General features: G+C 69.4%; 17 protein-coding genes. 8 read left to right on the top strand and 9 right to left on the bottom strand.

What is annotated here, in order from left to right; translation table 11 throughout:
- Positions 1-23: 23 nt before the first annotated feature.
- A complete protein-coding gene (locus AB0F13_RS13800; RefSeq protein ID WP_362080164.1) occupies positions 24-800 on the bottom strand; it encodes an acyltransferase in 777 nt (258 codons plus the stop codon).
- A 139-nt stretch (positions 801-939) separates the two neighbouring features.
- Between AB0F13_RS13800 and rpmF the strand changes: the two genes are divergently transcribed.
- The 5 genes from rpmF to AB0F13_RS13825 all read left to right on the top strand — a co-directional run bounded on the left by rpmF (position 940) and on the right by AB0F13_RS13825 (position 5046).
- Positions 940-1113: a 50S ribosomal protein L32 gene (gene rpmF / locus AB0F13_RS13805; RefSeq protein ID WP_362080167.1), complete on the top strand. Its 174-nt coding sequence runs from the start codon at positions 940-942 to the stop codon at positions 1111-1113.
- A gap of 307 nt (positions 1114-1420) precedes the next feature.
- On the top strand, positions 1421-1927 hold the full coding sequence (locus AB0F13_RS13810; protein ID WP_362080170.1) for a L,D-transpeptidase: 507 nt from the start codon (positions 1421-1423) through the stop codon (positions 1925-1927).
- Positions 1928-2086: 159 nt separating this feature from the next.
- Complete coding sequence (locus tag AB0F13_RS13815; RefSeq protein ID WP_362080173.1) at positions 2087-2689, top strand: TIGR03086 family metal-binding protein; 603 nt, start codon at positions 2087-2089, stop codon at positions 2687-2689.
- Positions 2690-2843: 154 nt separating this feature from the next.
- Positions 2844-3806, top strand: coding sequence for a hypothetical protein (locus tag AB0F13_RS13820; protein WP_362080176.1), 963 nt, complete (start codon positions 2844-2846; stop codon positions 3804-3806).
- Positions 3807-3921: 115 nt separating this feature from the next.
- Positions 3922-5046 carry a fatty acid--CoA ligase family protein gene (locus tag AB0F13_RS13825; protein WP_362080179.1) on the top strand — a complete coding sequence of 375 codons (1125 nt, stop codon included), beginning with the start codon at positions 3922-3924 and terminating at the stop codon, positions 5044-5046.
- A 21-nt stretch (positions 5047-5067) separates the two neighbouring features.
- Here AB0F13_RS13825 and AB0F13_RS13830 read toward each other — a convergent pair whose 3' ends face one another.
- Positions 5068-6609, bottom strand: coding sequence for an ABC transporter substrate-binding protein (locus AB0F13_RS13830; protein WP_362080182.1), 1542 nt, complete (start codon positions 6607-6609; stop codon positions 5068-5070).
- Positions 6606-8723, bottom strand: a complete 2118-nt coding sequence (locus AB0F13_RS13835) for a hypothetical protein (RefSeq protein ID WP_362080185.1) — start codon at positions 8721-8723, stop codon at positions 6606-6608. Before AB0F13_RS13835 ends, AB0F13_RS13830 begins: the two co-directional genes overlap by 4 nt.
- 433 nt (positions 8724-9156) lie before the next feature.
- Here AB0F13_RS13835 and AB0F13_RS13840 point away from each other — a divergent pair, with 433 nt between their 5' ends.
- A complete protein-coding gene (locus AB0F13_RS13840; RefSeq protein WP_362080187.1) occupies positions 9157-10539 on the top strand; it encodes a glycosyltransferase in 1383 nt (460 codons plus the stop codon).
- 32 nt (positions 10540-10571) lie between these two features.
- On the opposite strand, the gene AB0F13_RS13845 is transcribed toward AB0F13_RS13840, so the two are convergent.
- The 6 genes from AB0F13_RS13845 to AB0F13_RS13870 all read right to left on the bottom strand — a co-directional run bounded on the left by AB0F13_RS13845 (position 10572) and on the right by AB0F13_RS13870 (position 15813).
- Positions 10572-10781 (bottom strand): hypothetical protein, encoded by a 210-nt coding sequence (locus AB0F13_RS13845; RefSeq protein ID WP_362080190.1) that lies wholly within the window; start codon positions 10779-10781, stop codon positions 10572-10574.
- A gap of 89 nt (positions 10782-10870) precedes the next feature.
- Entirely contained in the window at positions 10871-11080 is a 210-nt protein-coding gene (locus AB0F13_RS13850) for a cold-shock protein (protein WP_362080193.1), read from the bottom strand.
- Positions 11081-11401: 321 nt separating this feature from the next.
- Entirely contained in the window at positions 11402-12055 is a 654-nt protein-coding gene (locus tag AB0F13_RS13855) for an HAD-IA family hydrolase (RefSeq protein WP_362080283.1), read from the bottom strand.
- A 155-nt stretch (positions 12056-12210) separates the two neighbouring features.
- Complete coding sequence (locus AB0F13_RS13860) at positions 12211-13311, bottom strand: Rieske 2Fe-2S domain-containing protein (RefSeq protein ID WP_362080196.1); 1101 nt, start codon at positions 13309-13311, stop codon at positions 12211-12213.
- Positions 13308-14822: an NAD(P)/FAD-dependent oxidoreductase gene (locus AB0F13_RS13865; protein ID WP_362080199.1), complete on the bottom strand. Its 1515-nt coding sequence runs from the start codon at positions 14820-14822 to the stop codon at positions 13308-13310. The genes AB0F13_RS13860 and AB0F13_RS13865 overlap by 4 nt, the downstream gene beginning before the upstream one ends.
- A gap of 388 nt (positions 14823-15210) precedes the next feature.
- Complete coding sequence (locus AB0F13_RS13870; protein ID WP_362080202.1) at positions 15211-15813, bottom strand: sigma-70 family RNA polymerase sigma factor; 603 nt, start codon at positions 15811-15813, stop codon at positions 15211-15213.
- A gap of 78 nt (positions 15814-15891) precedes the next feature.
- Between AB0F13_RS13870 and AB0F13_RS13875 the strand changes: the two genes are divergently transcribed.
- Together AB0F13_RS13875 and AB0F13_RS13880 are read left to right on the top strand one after the other, a co-directional pair.
- A complete protein-coding gene (locus AB0F13_RS13875; RefSeq protein ID WP_362080205.1) occupies positions 15892-16719 on the top strand; it encodes an alpha/beta hydrolase in 828 nt (275 codons plus the stop codon).
- Positions 16720-17090: 371 nt separating this feature from the next.
- Complete coding sequence (locus AB0F13_RS13880) at positions 17091-17552, top strand: hypothetical protein (RefSeq protein ID WP_362080208.1); 462 nt, start codon at positions 17091-17093, stop codon at positions 17550-17552.
- Positions 17553-17647 lie beyond the last annotated feature (95 nt).

Below are 17647 nucleotides of genomic sequence, written 5' to 3' on the forward strand. Positions count from 1 at the left end.
GGCCCGGTGACACCGGGCCGCGCTCACTCGCCCGTGCCGTCGGTGGCGGGCGCGGACACGGGTGACGCCGGCTTCCACTCCGCGAGGGCCAGCAGCTCCTCGGCGGTGACGCCCTCCGGCACCGGCACCGGCGGGGGCGTGCGCAGGGGCGGCTGCCAGCCCGCTTCGCGGTCCCAGGTGCGGACGATCCTGGCGGGAGCGCCGGCGACCACCGCGTGGTCGGGCACCTCGCCCCGTACGACCGCTCCCGCGGCGGCCACCACGTTGCGGCCCAGCCGGGCGCCGGGAAGGATCACCGCTCCCGTGCCGATCCAGCTGCCCGGACCGATCTCCACCGCCTCGCTGCGGGGCCACTGCTTTCCTATGGGCGTGTCGGGGTCGTCGTAGCTGTGGTTCGTGGTCGTGACGTAGACGCCCGGACCGAAGAAGCAGTCGTCACCGATCGTCAGCGGCGCATCGGCGATCACATGGCTGCCGCGCCCGAGGACGACTCCGTTGCCCAGCCGCAGCAGCGGCTCCGGCCCCAGGTCGAGGCCGGGCATCATCCCGGCGGTGAGCGTCACGTCCTGCGCGATGATGCAGTGCTCACCCAGCTCGATCCACGGCTCGCCGAAGACCGTGCCCTGGGGGAAGGCGAGGCGGGTGCCGGCGCCGAGACGGCGGAAGCGGTACGGGCCCGGGTGCTCGGCGGTCACCGCGCCGGCCTCCCGCACCCAGCGCGCCCCGCGGTGCACGGCCCGCGAGAGGGCACGGCGCCGCCAGGTCGCGAGGGATGAGAACAGGTTCTGCTGCGTCGGCACCCCCTCACGGTACTCAGCGAGCCCGCGGCCGCCCCCCGCCCGGGCTGTGATCTTCGACCCACCACTGGGTGTCACATGACATTCATTTTCATGTAGCGTATGGCTCCGTCACCGCCCACCCCTCCCGGAGGTCCCACCGATGGCCGTACCCAAGCGCCGCATGTCCCGCAGCAACACCCGCCACCGCCGCGCGCAATGGCGCGCGACCACGCCGGCCCTCGTGCCGGTCGTCGTCGACGGCCGCACGTACCAGGTCCCGCAGCGCCTCGTCCGTGCCTACGAACGCGGGCTCCTGCCCCTGCCGGGCAAGTGACCGTGTCCCTGCCGCCCGCGCGCCGGCTGCCGGTCACCGTGTTGTCCGGCCTCCTCGGCGCCCCGTGAGTGGCGTGCAGGGCCCCGGGCGGCCGGCGGGCTGAGGCCGGCCGGGGGCATGACCGGCCCGGCGGGTGGTGAGAATGCCGCGCACCTCCTCTCGGCCCCCGCCCGCACCCGCAGCCCTCCTGGCTGCACGGATGCCGTGGTGGGGGGCCGGGACGGACCCGCGCTCGTCAATCCGAGGAGACACCGTCATGCCCCGCACTTCACCCTTTCGGGTTCGTCTCGCCCTCACGGGCGGCGCCGTGAGCACCGTGCTCGCGACCACGGCCCTGCTCGCGCCCGCGGGGCAGGCCGCGCCTTCCGCCGCTTCCAGCTATCTGCAGTTCACGAAGAGCTCCCCGTCCCACTCCCGGCTGACCGTCTTCCGCGGCCACCGGCCGGTCGCCGAGTTCCGCGCCGGCTCGGGCGTCAACGACAAGGAGTGCGAGCGCGGACGGGGCTGGCTCCCCGACGGGACGTACAGGCTCGGCAGTCACCACACCGCCTACGACGGCAACCTCATCAAGGGCTACGCCATCGAACTGGGCAACAAGGCCTGTCACGACGGCACCACCCGCACCGAGCTGTTCATCCACAGCGAGATGACGCGCGCCGGAGGCCGGGGCGGGCCCGAGAACCAGCGCTGGGACGGCGCGAGCGACTACAACTCCCACGGCTGCGTCAAGCTGCGCCCGCAGGACATCAAGAAGCTCTTCCGCAGCCTCGACAGGAACGGCTGGCCGACGACCCTGAAGGTCGTCCACGGCTGAGACGGGGTGTCCCGTCCGGTCCGGTGAAAGACCGGACGGGACCGCGTCGCCGCCAACCGCCGGCAACCGGCGTGTGTACGTTGGCCCCCTGCTGCCTGCGACGGAGTGCGTGGCTGCCTACGACGGAGTGCGTGCGGAGCGCGTGCTGGAGGAGTCACCATGACCGTGGACTTCGATCTCGGCCCCGCGGCCGGCCGGATGGCACGGCTGCTCGACGAGGTCCCCGACGACCGGCTCACCGCGCCCACGCCGTGCGAGAGGTACACCCTCGGCGACCTGATCGAGCACGTCGGCGGCCTCTCCCTCGCGTTCACCGCGGCCGCCGCCAAGGCCGCTCCGGCGCCAGGCAGTGCCCAGGGCCCCTCCGGCGATGCCGCCCGGCTGGGCGCGGACTGGCGGACCCGCATTCCCGGGCAGCTCACCGCCCTCGCCGAAGCCTGGCGCGACCCGGCCGCCTGGGAGGGCATGACCGAAGTCGGCGGCGTCGAGCTGCCCGCGGGCGTGACCGCCAGGGTGGCGCTCAACGAGCTGATCGTCCACGGCTGGGACATCGCCCGTGCCGTGGGACAGTCCTTCACCGGCGATGAGGAGGAGCTGCGGGCGTGCATGGAGTTCGTCTCGCGGTTCGCTCCCGCCGAGCCGGGGCGGCGGCCGGCTCCGGAAGGGCTCTTCGCCCCGGCTGTCGACGTCCCCGCCGACGCCCCGCTCCTCGACCGGGTCGTCGCCCTCACGGGCCGCGACCCCGCCTGGACGGCGGCCTGAACCGAAAGGCGGGTCCCGGCGCGCGGGCCCACCCGGCGCGCGGCCGGCCGATCACGCCGCCGTGGCGCGGAACCTACCCGTTCCGACCGTGAATCCTGGCCGTCGGCCACACACCGCTCCTACGATTGTCGTAACCGGGGGAGAGGTCGGGGCCATGGCACGCGGAACTGCCGAGCTGGGGCGGGGAATCGAGAACGCCGTCGGCTGGACCATCAGAAATCTCGACGGCGTTGTCGCCCTGGGCGCCGCCCTGATCATCGGCTCGCTCGACGTCTTCGGTCAGCAAATCGACGACAACGTCACCTCGGGAGCGACCCTGCTGGTCCTGGCCGCGCTCGTCTTCGGCACGCTGACCGAGCGGCGGCGCCGGGTCGTCGACATCCGCAAGGCGATGACCGGGACACGGCACGCGCTCGAGGACCTCACCATGGTGCGCTCGCTGTCCGGCGTCGAGCTCGAACAGGCCCTGGACCGGGCGCGGCAGAACACCGACCGCTGGGTGTTCAAGGGCGGCACCGGCACCTACCTGCGCGCGGTGACGCTCCCCTTCTGCATCCAGGAGGCGCAGCGCCAGCGCCGTTCCCTCACGATGAAGATCGACATCATCAACCCGGCCGACGAGCAGGCGTGCGCGGCGTACGCGCGCTTCCGCCAGACCTTCGCCCACCGGCTGGACGTCGTGCCGCCGGAGGCCTGGAGCGCCGAGCGGACCCGCAAGGAGTCGTTCGCCACGGTGCTGGCCGCCTGCTGGTACCAGCAGCGCCTGGACACCCTGGAGATCGGCCTCTACCTGTCCTCGGTCGTGCCCACGCTCCGCTTCGACCTGTCGGCCTCGTGCCTGATCATCACTCAGGACGACCCCCAGCGGGTCAACCTGCTCGTGGAACGGGACCGGCCACTGTACGACTACTACGTCACCGAGCTCCACCAGAGCCGGGAACAGGCCCACCCCCTCGACCTCAGCCGCACCCGACCGCTGAGCGAGGAGCCGACGGTCGACGAGGTCCACCGGCTCTTCGAGAACCTCGCCCTGCCGCTCCCGGCGGCCTTCACCGACCGGGATGTCGGCGACATCATCGACAAGGCACTGCACGCGGAGAATCCCTACCGGAGGTGAACTTCCGAGTGCACAGCCCCGTGGACTACGGACTGATCGAACAAGCCATGACCGAGGCCGGGGGCGGTACGGCGAGGACCTCCTGGCCCACGCGGCAGCCCGCCCGCCCCACCCCGTGGCGGGTGCCGCGCACGCCGAAGACGACTGGTGCGTCCGGCACACCGGAGGCACCACCGGGATCCCCAAGGGCATCCGGATGGCACACGGCCCCTACCGGCAGATGCTGGTCCAGCGCGCCGGCAGTCTCCCGCCCGGAGCTCGCCCCCGCTTTCTCGCCTGCACCCCGCTCGCGCACATGGCGGGGATCCTCGCCGACATCGCTCTCCTCGCCGGCGGTACGGTGGTGCTCCGGCCCGGCTTCGACCCGCACGATGTGCTCGCCACGCTCGGCCGGGAGCACATCACCGACATATGGCTGCTGCCTCCCCTGCTGTACGAACTGCTGGACCACCCGGACCTGCCCACGGCGGACGCGTCCAGCCTCCGCCGGATCATCTACGGCGGGACCGCCGTGTCAGCACAACGGCTGCGCCAGGCGGCCGAGGCGTTCGGCCCTGTACTGCACGGCTCGTACGGCCAGACCGAGGCGGGGTGCATCACCGAAGTCCTGCCGCACGAGCACGCGATCACGGGGCAGGGCGGCCGGGCGACCGCCGGCCGTGCGGTCCCCGGCGTCGACATCGAGACACGGGGCGCGGACGGCGCGGCACTGGCCGCCGGGGAGTCCGGGGAGATCCATGTCCGTACCCCCATGGTGATGAGCGGCTACTGGCGCCGGCCCGAGCTGACCGCCGAAGTGCTGCGCGACGGCTGGGTCCGCACAGGAGACGTCGGCTACCTCGACACCGAGGGCTACCTCTACCTCGTCGACCGCCTCAAGGACATGGTCATCGTCGCGGGCGGGCACGTCTACCCGGCGGAACTGGAGCAGCTGCTGCTCACCCACCCCGCCGTCGCGCAGTGCGCGGCGTTCGGGGTACTGCGTCCGGACGAGACAGAAGAGGTCCATGTCGCGGTCGTTCCCGTGGCAGGGCAGAGGGTGGGGCGTGAGCTGATCCGGGAGTTCGTCACGGAACGCAAGGGTGCGATGTACGCGCCGAGCACCGTTCACATCGTGGATGGCATACCGCTCACCCACGTCGGCAAGCCCGACAAGAAGCTCCTCCGCATGACTCTGGGCACGAGGTGGCATCCGGAAGGGTGCAGGCCGGGCACTGCGATACGCAGGTCACCGGCCTGACCGCCCTCACCCGGGGATCTCTCAGTGCGTGCGGATCGAGCAGTTCGCATCCGGGGCGCGTCCGTCGGGCCAGGCGAGACGGTCGAAGACCGCGGACTTGGTGGCCGGGTCCAGGTGCACGATGGCGACGGCCTTGTTGTGGGGATTGCCGTACTGGTCGAGGCAGATCCAGCCGCTCGCGCCGTTGACCCTGTTGCCTCCGTGCAGCCGGAGCCAGCTGTCGGTCACCTCGGACAGGGTGGGCATATCCACCTTGCCCACAGTGTCGTTGCGAATTCCGCTGATGGCGGTGGTCACGGAGTCGTACGTAATGATGGTGCGCGAGTCGGAGAGCGAGACCGGGCCGATCCCGGTGGCCGAGGCCTTGCCGAACTTACGGGCCAGATCGGCAAGTTCCTTGTAAGCGGCCTTGGAGCCGCCCGGTGTCTCGGGGCCGTCTCCGCCCCAGGCGTCCGGGTGGGCCAGGGCGGCATAGCGGACGGTGATCCCGGCGCCGGCTGTGAGCGAGCCCCACTTGTCCCGGAACTTACTGTCCACGGTCAGGGTGGAGACGTGCGAGCCACTCATGACCGTGTAGTGCTTGTCGCAGTTGCGCTTACCCAACTCGACGAGAAATTGGCGCAGCTGTACGGGACGCCCGGCGAAGTAGATGGTCTTGGCGTTGGAGGAGCAGATGTCCGGCACCATTTGGTGGAAGTCGTTGGAGAGATTGCCCTCGTCGTTGAAATCGGCGGGCGACCGGAAGGTCTCCGGGGCGTTCGGCGCCCCGTTCGCGAGCTTCTCGAAGGTCTGGCGCAGGGTGGCCAGATAGTTGTCGTCCTCCCGGATGTCCTCGACCACCATGGTCTCGGCGGGCTTGATGTCCGACCCGAAGGATCCGAGCGCGGCCGCCTGGTCGGAGTTGCTGGGGGCGACACGGGCAAGACCTGGATAGGCGTGCTCGCGGGCAGCAGTGTTCATGATGTCGTCGGCGGTCATGGGCCCGGCGACCACGGGAATGCCCTTCTTTCTGGTGAGGAAGGCTATGGCCTTCTCGGTCTCCTTGATGCTGATGTTGATGCCCGTCACGGCCCGGAGGTTCTCGGACTTGGAGGCGGCCGAGTCGGCCAGCTGCTCCGCTACCGGCTCCCAGAATGCGTAGTTGTGCCCGGGATTGGCGAGCAGTAGCCGGATGGGCGGCCGCTGCCCGTTGCCCTCGTGGTTGGCGCGGTACTGGGCGAGGTAGGCGCCCTGGACCTGCTCGGTGAATTCACGCTGTTCGGCAGGGTTGTCCGAGATCATCGGGATCATCAGGGCGACGGTGGCCGGCGACTTGCCGGCGACGCTGTCGTTCTCGGCTTTGATGCGCTGGGAGACCTGCGCGAGCGGGGCGGCGAAGGGGAACCTGCCATCGGTGACTCCGGTGCATTCGGCCTCAGCACCCCGCTTCGTGACGCCGTCGGCACACGACTGGTCGTCGGTGACCAGCTCCTTCACCATGACGAAGCCGACGACGCCGAGCAGGACAGCAAGGGCTGCGATCATCAGGGCGCGGTAGAGCCTTCCCTCAGGCAGTAGCTTCATGTGCAGGACTCTCCGTAGGTCTGCAGATTGGGCGCCTGGATCCATTGGTGCAGCTCCTTCGGCCACTCCTCGTGGGCGCGGAAGAAGATCTTCTGGGCCTGCGGGCCGCTGTGCTGGGCCAGGGTGAGCAGTTGCAGCCCGATGTTGTTGATGACGGCGGCCTGCGGGGTCGCGAGCGGCTGGGACAGGTGCCACAACTGGTGCATGAGAAGCCCGACGGCCTGGTGGACGGGGTCGTTGTCGGATGTGCAGGCCGGGCATGTCATGACGTCGCCGGGCGGGTCCGGCAGGGTTTCCGGGGGGCGCGGCGCCGCGCAGACGAGGTTCACGGCGGCGAGCCAGCCTGGAGCGTCCTGCTCGCTGAACCGGTGGTGCAGTGAGCGCACGACGTGGGCCGTCTCACCCAGGGCGAGCGAGTGGTGCAGGTACCGCGTGTCGGGTCGGCGGGCCGCACCGCCCTGGTCATCCGGGTCGTACAGGGACCGCAGCCGCAGATGAATGTTCTTCCACGGCTCGGCGTCGGGCGCCCGGCCGGTGAGGGTTCTCAGCTCGTGCAGCAGCAGAGGCCGCAAGGTGGGGTCGCCGACGAACGGCCCCTCGGTGCCGGACCAGCGGACCCGGCCCCACCGGTTGTCGCGGAGATACGCCCTGGCTTCCTGGACGGGGACGCCACCGGGGTCCCGTGGTGGATAGTGGGTACTGATCCGGTGCACTGCCGCGTCGTCGAGGGCCGGTGCGTAGTGGATGAGCCGTCCGCGGGCCACCTCGTCCGGCACCAACCGTTCCAGGAGCGCGGTACCCACCGTGTGCTCCGGGTCGGCGGTGGCCGGGGCGTCCAGCAGTGCCGCGAGGCCGGCTCCCTCAGGGAGGCGGGCTCGGCGCGTGACGGCTGCGACCAGGGTGTGGGCGATCCCCGCCCGCCCACCGCTGAGCCGCAGGATCAGCCGGGCGGCATCGGGCGGCGGGTGCTCTCCCTCGAACATCGCCTTGACTTCGTCGAGGTCCAGCTGCGCGAGCGGTAATGACACGATCCACCCGGCTGCCGCGTCCGGTCTGTTCTCCCGCCAGAAAGATCCGGTCACGCGCCGCGTCGACGGGGTGATGTCGTCGTCCCGTACGGGCAGGGTCTCCTGCAGCTCCGTGGCGACGACCACCGGCCGCATCACCCGGTGGGAGCCGGCCGCCTCCTCGTGCCAGACCCGCACCAGCTCGTCCAGGAACACCCGGCCCAGGGGGCTGTGGATGTTGTCCAGGAGCAGCAGCGGGCGCGGTACGCCGTTGGCTGTCTGCAGAAAGCCGTACTGATCGGCGATGTCTGCGAGCAGGGCCGCGATCAGATGCCGTTCGGCCGGCTGCCGGTCCTCCGCGTCGCCGCGGAACTTCATGGCCAGCTCGGTCAGTTGGTCGTGCGCGTCGCCCTGGTGGGTCACCTGCCGGCCGGCCCACCACGCCAGGCCGCCCCGGTGCGCCCGGGGGCTGAACAGCTCGGCGGCGACGATCCGCATCAGGGCCTGCACCATCGCGTCCATCCCTGCGGGCAGCCCCGGCAGCGAGCCGACCGCCTGGATCACTTCGGTGGCCCAGGCCGCGGCCTTGTCCCTGCGTCTTTGCTGGTCGGGCTGGCTCGCTCTGAGCAGCTCCGCCAGCCGCCGTTTCGCTGCCGCCAGCTCCGCCGGCCGGACCGCTTGCCCGGGGTGGTCGTCGCTCTCCGCCTGCCAGCCACTGACCGCGAGCAGCCCCTGCGTCAGCCGGGGGAATGACATCTTCTTGTCGAACTCCGCCGGTTTTCGGCTCAGCCGGTAATTGAGATAGAAGAGCAGGTCTGACGTGCGGGAGGCATTGGCCGTGGTGTCCTCGGCCAAGGCAGCGAGCCCGGGCTGGCCGAAATCCTTCTCCGCGAGATCCGCGAGGGCCTGGGGTATGCGCTGTGCGTACTGCTCCGACAGCGCCGTCAGAACGGCGCTCTTACCCGTGCCTCGCTCGCCGACGCACTTGACCAGGAGCGGATGGCCCCGGCGCGGCGGCTCGATGCGCCCCCTGCCGCTCGGTTTGAGCCCGACCAACGAGGGCACGACGGCCTCCAGCAACGCCGTCCGCCCGTACAGCCTCGACATGATCCCCCCAGTGACCCGGCTCAACGATGCGCAGCTGCGGTGGAAGGGAGGATAGGTGACCAAGCCAGGCGCCGGACGGGATAATAGTGATTGACGTACCCTCAGTTACTCACTTGTGACTCGGCGTGCCACCGAGGGTGGCGGGCTCGCGGTAGTCCTCGTACAGCCGCCGTGGACCATGTTGCTTCGTCAAGCCTGCCGAGGTGCGGACGTGTGCCCGGTCCCCCGGTCCGTACCGGTGAATCGCGCTGGAGGGCGGGACCAGGCCAGGCGACCCGGTCCATGATCTGGTGGTCCGATTTCCGCTCCTGAGGAGGGACCGCCTCGTGAGAATTACCCGTGCTGCGGAGGTCTCCGTTCGGGCGGGTGCAGGCCCGGCAGGCCCGCTGTCGGCTGCGGCCGCCCCAAAGCTCCGGCTTCCATGGTGAGCTCGGTGGCTGACCTGACGCAGATGCATTCCGCGCTCATGACCGTCATTCACCCTGTCGTGCTGCTGTCGGGCATCGCGTTCGTCGCGTACGTCGCGTTCATAGCGATTCCCTACATGCGGTACACGCCACGGTCACCCGGTGACGCGGCGGTCTTCGCCTGGCACCTGTTCGTACCGTGTCGCGATGAGGAGGCGGTCATCGGCGTCACGATCGCCCATCTGCGCGAGAGCTTTCCGCAAGCTCACGTCTGGGTCATCGACGATGCCAGCACGGACGGCACGGCCCGGCAGGTGCGCTCTGCAGCGGCAGCCGACGACCGGGTGCATCTCGTGTCCCGACGGTTGCCCCACGCGCGGGCCGGCAAGGGAAAGGCGCTCAACGCCGCCTACCGGGCACTGGACCGGTGGCTGCCCCACGACACCGACCGTACCCGCGTGATCGTCGGGGTCGTCGACGCCGACGGCATGCCTGCCGCGAACTGTCTCGACATGTGCGCCGCTGACCACCTGTTCGGCGACGCCCAGGTGAGCTCGGTGCAGATCGCCGTCCGGATGGTCAACCGCGACGATCCACATCCCTTCCGCCGCCGCGGCCGGTTCGTCAACGCTCTCGGCCAGACCCTGGTCCGCATGCAAGACCTCGAATTCCGGGCGCCGATCTCCGCGATCCAGCTGACCCGCCACCGCACCCGGACGGTCGGCCTCGGGGGCAACGGGCAGTTCACCCGGCTCTCCGCCCTGGACACTGTGCGGCGCGTGTACGGACAGCCCTGGGGTGGGAGCCTGTTGGAGGACTACGAGCTGAGCCTCCATCTCCTCCTGACGGGTCACCGCAACGAATACACCCCTGACACCTACGTCGACCAGGAGGGCCTGCCCAGTCTGCGCCGGCTCATCACCCAGCGCACCCGCTGGGGACAGGGCACCATGCAGTGCTGCCGCTACCTCCCACGGTTGTGGAACTGTGAGTATGTGCCGAAGGCGGGGAAGCTCGAGGCCAGTTACTATCTCCTGTGCCCCTGGCTCCAGCTCCTGGGGACCTTCGTGGTTCTGTCCCCCCTTGCAGCCCTCGCTCTCGAAGCAGCCGCGCCCACAGCACACCCGGAGCCCGCGTCCATCTGGCCGGCCGGCAGCGGGCTGATGCTCCACCTGCTGCTCGAGCTCGTGCCGTTCGCGGTCTGGGGCCCCCTCTATGTCCGGCGCTGCGAGTCGGCCACCGGCCTGCGGGGAGCGGTCGGATACGGCTTGGCCTACTTCCTCTACATCGTGCTGCTCTTCTACGTCACCTCCTGGCGGGCGTTCTTCCGTATCGTCCGCGGTCGCACCACCTGGTCGAAGACCCGCCGCAACGCGGAGCTCCTGGGCCCGGTCGCCGTGGAAACGTAGATCGCGAGACGCTATTCCTCGTCTAGTCCTCGTCAGTCCTCGTCGGCGCAGGTCAGCCACGACTGGGTGATCGTCCTCGCTTCGTCCGCCTGTTCCGGCGTGACGACACCCTCCACGTCCGGGACACGTCCCAGGAAGTCCTGCACTCGTTCACGCTCATCCGTGCTGACGACCCAGATGGACGACGTGGAGGATCCGTCGTCATGCCAGTCGAGCACGCTCAAGGTATGCCGATCGATCATTGCGTCCTCCCAGCCCCTCGCACCAGCTTCGGCACCGGCCTTGGAATCAGGATGCAAATCACAGATGCGCCCGTCTTCTGCCGGAGAGTTCAGAGCCGCCTGACCTGGGAGGCCTGCGGACCCTTCTGGCCTTGGGTGACCTCGAACTCCACCCTTTGCCCCTCCTCCAGGGAGCGATAGCCCCCTCCGGCGTCGTCAATCTCCGAGTAGTGAACGAAGACATCGGGGCCACCGCTTTCCTGCGCGATGAAGCCGAAGCCCTTTTCGGCGTTGAACCATTTCACGGTACCTGTAGCCATGACCCCTCCGGGGTTGAGGCGGTGCCCCGCTGATTCGCCAGCGGAACCATTGGCGGCAGACTTCGCCGATAAGTGCCGGCAGAGCCAGCCATTCGGTAAAAGCCGGTAGAAACGCGGCCGCCGATTCAACGCTACCAACCGTACCGTCCATGCCCCGGACGCTCCACACGAGCAGCGAAACCCCAAGCAGCTCAGCGATCCCTGGCGTCAGTGCGGGCAGCTACATGGCGCCCGCCCCTATAGCACCTCGGCGGGGGAACTGCTCGTTGAGGCTGTGTATGGATTTCCGGAATTGGGCGAGCCGTCCACCTGGGGCAGCACTCAGCCGACGATGATTTCCAGGTTCCCGGCCTCTGTGACCCGAGCGGACAGGGCAGTGAGATCGGCAACCGTGACATCCGCCTTCAGTTCGTGCGCCTGGTGCGTCGTGGTCAACGCGATGGTCGCCATGCCGGCCGCCTGTCCAGCAGTCAGGCCTGCGGGCGCATCCTCCACGACAACGCAGCGGGACGGGTCCAGGCCGAGCCACTCGGCCGCCAGGAGGAACGGTTCGGGGTGCGGCTTGTGGTGGGTGATGTCATCGAACGTGATGAGGAACTTGGGGTGGATACCGACCTGGTTGAGGCGGGCTTCGGCTACCTGCCGGGTGCCGGACGTCACCACGGCCCAGCGGTCCTCAGGCAGCGAGGCCAACAGTTCGGCAGCGCCGGGCACCAGCACCACGCCGCCGGCGGCCGCGTCGGCCACCTCCGCTTCCGCCAGGCGCCGGACTCCTTCGGCCACCTGCTCGGCAGGCAGGAGATCAGCGACGATCGCGGCAGCCGGGCGGCCGTGCACTTCGACGCGGGACATCGCCTCTTCGAGAGTCATGCCGTACGACTCAGCCCACCGGCTCCACACGCGCACGGCCGATCGTATGGAGGAAACCAGCGTTTCATCGCTGTCGAACAGGAGGGCATCCGCCGAAAATCGCATGGCTGGAGAGTACATGGCATACGCATCCACATTGCAGATCCGCTGGCGGTCATCCTGCTCGCAGCCAACGCAGTCTCCCGAGCCGATGCGCATTCGTCCAGCGATCTCGGAACGGAGGCGCCGGCGGACGCCGAGGATCATGACTCCAGTACCGGTCAAGGCGGAGGCGGATCTTGCCGGAGCCGGTCAGCAGTGCCCCCCTCCCCTTCCGGTTGTTCCCCTTCCGGCGGAAGGTTGCGCCGGTAGAAGCGCCGGTACGCGCGAACCGAGGGGCCGTCCGCCGCTGACCACAGATCCTTGGGCACGGGGCGCCGCCACCGCAGAACGTCCACGTCGGACGCGGCGTTGCGCCGCACCACGCGCCGCAGGAAGGCCGCCCACAGCCGGTTGACCGGCCACAGCAACCAGTCCGGACCGAGCTTGCGCACGACGACGCCCCACATCGCGATCGTCAGACCGGGCCGCACCGGGCTCACTGCGGCGATGACGGTGAGCATCGGTGGCTTGCTGTCCGGCTGTGGTTGCGACTGGGCGGTGACCAGAGCCAGGGTCGGGCTTGCCATCGTGACGCGGGCGTACGGGCGGAAGCGCTGCACACGGGTGACGTTCGCGTCGACTGGCTGGATCACGAAGGAGAAGTGGCGGCCTTCGTCACGCAGGGGAACGTACGTCATCGGCCCGGGCGCCCCGTGTGCGCAGGGCCAGTGCGCGACATCGGTGACGTGCTCGCTGACGGTCAGCAGGTCCGAGTGGCAGACGTGCACCTCGCCGGGCAAGTGCAGGTATTGCCGGCGGTCCTGCGCGTGGTCGAGGTCGGTGAACGGTTCCGCTGGGCCGGGCCCGTGCCAGAACCAGACGCACCCGCCGTGTTCCACCACCGGGAGGCTGCGCTGCGCGGCGCGTGGCGGGATGCGGCAACCGCCGGGGACCTTCACACAGCGGCCGGTGACGTCGAATTCCCAGGCGTGGAATCCGCAGGTCAGGCTCTCCTTGCGGACGTACCCGCCCCGGGCCAGATGCGCGCCCATGTGGCAGCACTGGCTGTCGATCAGGCCGACTTGCCCGCTGTCCGTCCTGAACAGTGCGTACTCGCGTGACATGTAGGTGACCGGCACCACATGACCGCGCCGCAGGTGCTTGCTGAAGCGAGCGAAGTACCAGCCGGTGGGGCAGGCAACCGGCTCGGGGACAACGCCGGGGCGCAGGTGGTCGTGGAGTTCCCGGTCGTAGGGCCGCAGGTGTGGACGCCGTGTCATGGCTGCTCTCCGTTCGCAGGAATCGCACGATCGCCGCACTGTGGCGCCGCGGGAACGGGCAGGCAGGTGGGCCCGGCCGGTGTGTCCCAGGCGTAGGCGTCCGGGTCGAAGCGGCTGAGCCGGCGGACGAGCCGCCCCGTGGACCAAGGCCAGGCGAAGATGTTCCGTCCGCCGGGGCTGAGGTAATAGCTGGTGCAGCCACCGGAGTTGTAGACAGTGGTCCGCAACGCCTCTTGCACCACCGTGTTGTACGCGGCCTGGGCGGCCGGCCGGACGTCCAGGGCGGCATGGCCTCCGCGCTCGAGATGGGCCAGAGCGGCGGCGAGGTACGTCAGCTGAGCTTCGAGGACACTGATCGCGGAGGTGGAGCCGCCGAGCAGGTTGGGTCCCAGGAGCAGGAAGAGGTTGGGGAAGCCGCTGACGCTGGTACCCAGGTATGCCTGCGGTTCGTCGCCCCAGACCGCCTGGAGAGTACGGCCGTCCGCGCCGTGCAGGCTCCGGGCCAAGGGCAGCTCGCCGACACGGAAACCCGTGGCCGTGACCAGGATGTCGGCCCGGGCCACGGTGCCGTCGGCACCGATGATCTCCTTCTCGCGGACGGCCGTCACGGCAGTGGGGTGAAGGTGGATGTGGGGCCGGGCCAGGGCACGGTAGTAGGTGCTGGAGGTCAGAAGACGCTTGCAGCCCAGCCGGTAGTCCGGTGTCAGCGCCTGGCGCAGCCGCCGGTCACGGACCGCGAGCCGCAGGTGCGCACGGGCGCCGGCCTCGACGAGACGCGCGAGCTCCGGATGGCGAAGGGCACAGCCGAGGCCCTCCTGTATTCCGTACTGCCCGGCGCGCAGGGCCCGCCGGGCGCCGGGAAGGCGGTCCAGGCACCGGTTGAACGCCGTGGGTATCGCCAGGTCGGGTTTGGGCAGTACCCAGGGGGCGGTCCGCTGGAAGAGATGCACCGCCGCCGCACGGGACTGGATGGCCGGGAGGACCTGGATCGCGGATGCGCCGCTGCCCACGACGGCCACGCGCCGGCCGGTCAGGTCGACGCCGTGATCCCATCGAGCGGTGTGGAGCACGGGCCCGGCGAACTCCTCGATCCCTGGCACCTCGAGACGGCGCGGGACGTGCCAGGGGCCGGTGGCCAGGACCAGTACCGCGGCGCTGTAGGACCCGTCACTGGTCTCCAGCCACCAGCGCCCGGCCGCCGGATCCCAGCGGGCCCGCAGCACCCGCACTCCGCAGCGCAGCACGTCACCGAGCCCGTACCGCTCGGCGGTCGTCCGCAGATAGGCGTGGATCTCCTGTTGTCCGGCGAAGACTCTCGTCCAGGCGGTGTTCGGGGTGAACGAGTAGCTGTAGAGCGTCGAGGGCACATCGCAGGCGCAGCCCGGATACGTGTTGTCTCTCCAGGTGCCGCCGAGTTGTGGCCCTTTCTCCAGGACGAGCACATCGCGGTGTCCTTCTTGGCGCAGCCGGATGGCGGCACCGATACCGGAGAACCCCGCTCCCACGATCACAACCCGGGTGTTCCTTTCCGGCCGGGAGGCCTGTGCCGGGATCACCGGGTCGGAACGCGGTGCGGTGGGGATGCGTCTCGGCTCGTGGTGTTCGCGATGGCCGGTGGCCAACGTCGTGGCATCAATGGCCCCTTCCAGACGCCGAGTCCAGCGTGTGCGAGAGTGCCGTATTCCCTGGGTCAATCGGCAGAGCGCGAAACGGGGCGCGCGGTGCGCACGGTGCGGCGCGGCGTGCCCCCGTACTCCCATGCCGGGTTCAAGCCTGCGGGACATGGTCGGGGCTTCGTCCCCGAGGACGTCGGCGGTCACCGGTGAGAAGACCAGCTGCACCGCAGAGCCGCTGCCCGCAGAGAGTGTCATGCTCAACTATCGTCGGGCGACCGGCTCGTCAGGCATCGTCCCTGAGCCGGTCGCGCTGGATCCGGTGGGCGAGGGCGCGCCGTACAGAGGCTGATGCGGTGGTGGTGACCTTCGAGGGGACGTCGAGGCCACGGCTGATCTCGTCGTACGCGTTTCGGTAGCTGTCGGGCATCTCCGCCCGGTGCAGCATCAGGTCCTCTTCGACGAGGCGCCGCAGCTCGTCGACGTTCTGGGGCGTGAAGCGCTTCTTTCCCCGGGTGATGGCGTTGACGTAGCGCGTACAGCGGGCGGTGTCGTAGAAGGTCTCGGAGATTTCTTCAGCGAGGCCCCACAGGCGTCCTTCGAGCCAGGGCGCGTCGTGCTGACCGAGGGAGAGCCCCATCGGGGACGGCGGGTCGCCCATCTTGCACTTCGTTACCTGCTTGGACACGGCAGGCTGACTCATGTCGGCGAGCTGGGCAATTCTGTCCTGGGTCCAGCCCAAGCCGGCGAACACCTTGATCATTTCGGTGCGCAGCTTCCGCATCTCCTCGCCCGCACGGATGACCTCGTTCATGCCGGCGAACATCCGCTCGGCCTGTTCCTCGGTCATCGCCTCGGTGTTCTGATGCGGGTCCTCTTCGCCTGTCATAGCTCGGTTATATACCCGGGCACCCCCACCCTGACAACCGGGTTGTATAACCTGGTTATGCCTGACAGGATCCGCGCCATGCCTACTTTCTCCGCGCCTGACGGAACCCAGCTCGCCTACCGCATGACCGGTGACGGCGACCCGGTTGTCTGCCTCCCGGGAGGGCCCGCGGACTCCCTTTACCTCGGCGACCTCGGCGGTCTGTCCACGCACCGCCGGCTCATCGTCCTGGACCTTCGCGGCACCGGCCGGTCCGCGATTCCCGAAGACAGCTCCTCCTACCGCTGCGACCGCCTCGTCGAGGACGTCGAGGCCCTGCGCAACCACCTCGGACTCCCCCTGATGGACCTGCTCGCTCACTCCGGCGGCGCGAATCTCGCGACGCAATACGCGGCCCGATACCCGAAGAACGTCAGCAAGCTCGCCCTGATCACCCCCGGTGCCCGGGCTGTCGGTATAGCGATCACTGGGGAGACGCGACGCGAACTCGCGCAGCTCCGGAAGGGCGAGGCGTGGTTTCCGGCGGCGTTCGCCGCCCTGGAGGCGATCACCAAGGGCACGGGCAGCGACTGGGCGGCCATCGCTCCCTTCTTCTGCGGCCGGTGGGACGCCGCGGCACAGAAGCACCATGCGGCGAGCCAGCCGGGCAACTTGGAGGCCGTCGCCCTCTTCGCGGCCGAGGGCGCCTTCGATCCGGAGGCCACCCGTGCGGCGCTCGCCGCCTGCGAGGCACCCGTGCTGCTGCTCGCCGGCGAGTTCGACTTGAACAGCCCCCCGCAGTCGGTGGCTGAGCTTGCGGGCCTGTTCTCCGACGCCACGCTCGACGTTCAGCCCGGAGCCGGGCACTACCCGTGGCTCGACGATGCCGACCGGTTCGTGGCGACCACTGCGGCATTCCTGGGCTGACGACCCGGTCTGCCGCCTTCAAGTGGCGGATGCTGGACTGCGCGGGCAAAGCCCGCAGGAGAGGCTGGTACGGCGACGCCGCCCGCCTCTACCACCGCGCGCCGCGCCGTCGCCGACCCCACAATGCGTGCCGCTCCCATCCACGCCATCGGCGCCTACTGCGGCTTCCAAGTAGGTGTGCACTCAGTGCTAACGAAATCCATGCTGGTGCCACCTAGCATGAATTGCGTGGGCCGGCGAGCGGGCCAAAACCTTGAGAGGACGCGGCCGGACCAGCCGCAGTGTCAAGCGCTAGGCCGTGCTGACCAAGGAGGATGTCAGGCGATATTCCGGATAACGGGTGATTGCCTGGCCGTAACGGGAGGGAAGATATGGGTTCGAACATGGTGCAGTGGAGCCGACGCGGGGGCCTCGTGGCGGGAGCTGTCGCGCTGGCCATTCTGGGTGCGGGACCTGCGTCGGCGGCCAGCCCTCATTACACCCTCCACACGTCAGACGCCAACCCCGGCGGCGCCGTCGAGTTCTTCACCGACGGCGACATGGTTCGGCTCACCGACGTTCAGGCGGACGGCAAGGACGTTCAGGTCGATGTGTGGGACGTGACCCCGGAGCCTGACGTGTACAAGTTCGGGTTCTACAACCGCAACGGCGACCGGGGTCAGCCGGTGGTGAGCGATGCCGGCATGGGCGCGCCGTACGACCTCGCAGAGGGGCATTGCATCAAGTTCCGTGTCCGTCTTGTCAACGACGGGAGCTCCACGGTGGTGTCCGGCTCGACGAATTGGGGACGGTTCCGCAACACCAACACAGCTGATGGTTACGGCACCTGCTGACGAGGAACAAGAACGCGACGGAGTGGCGCACACGCGCTGCTTCGCCGTTGCCGTTCCGAGAGACGAGAGACAGCTGTCAAGGGCCGGGGAGACCT

Origin of the sequence: Streptomyces sp. NPDC026206, assembly GCF_040638465.1 — a bacterium.
Lineage (GTDB): Bacteria > Actinomycetota > Actinomycetes > Streptomycetales > Streptomycetaceae > Streptomyces.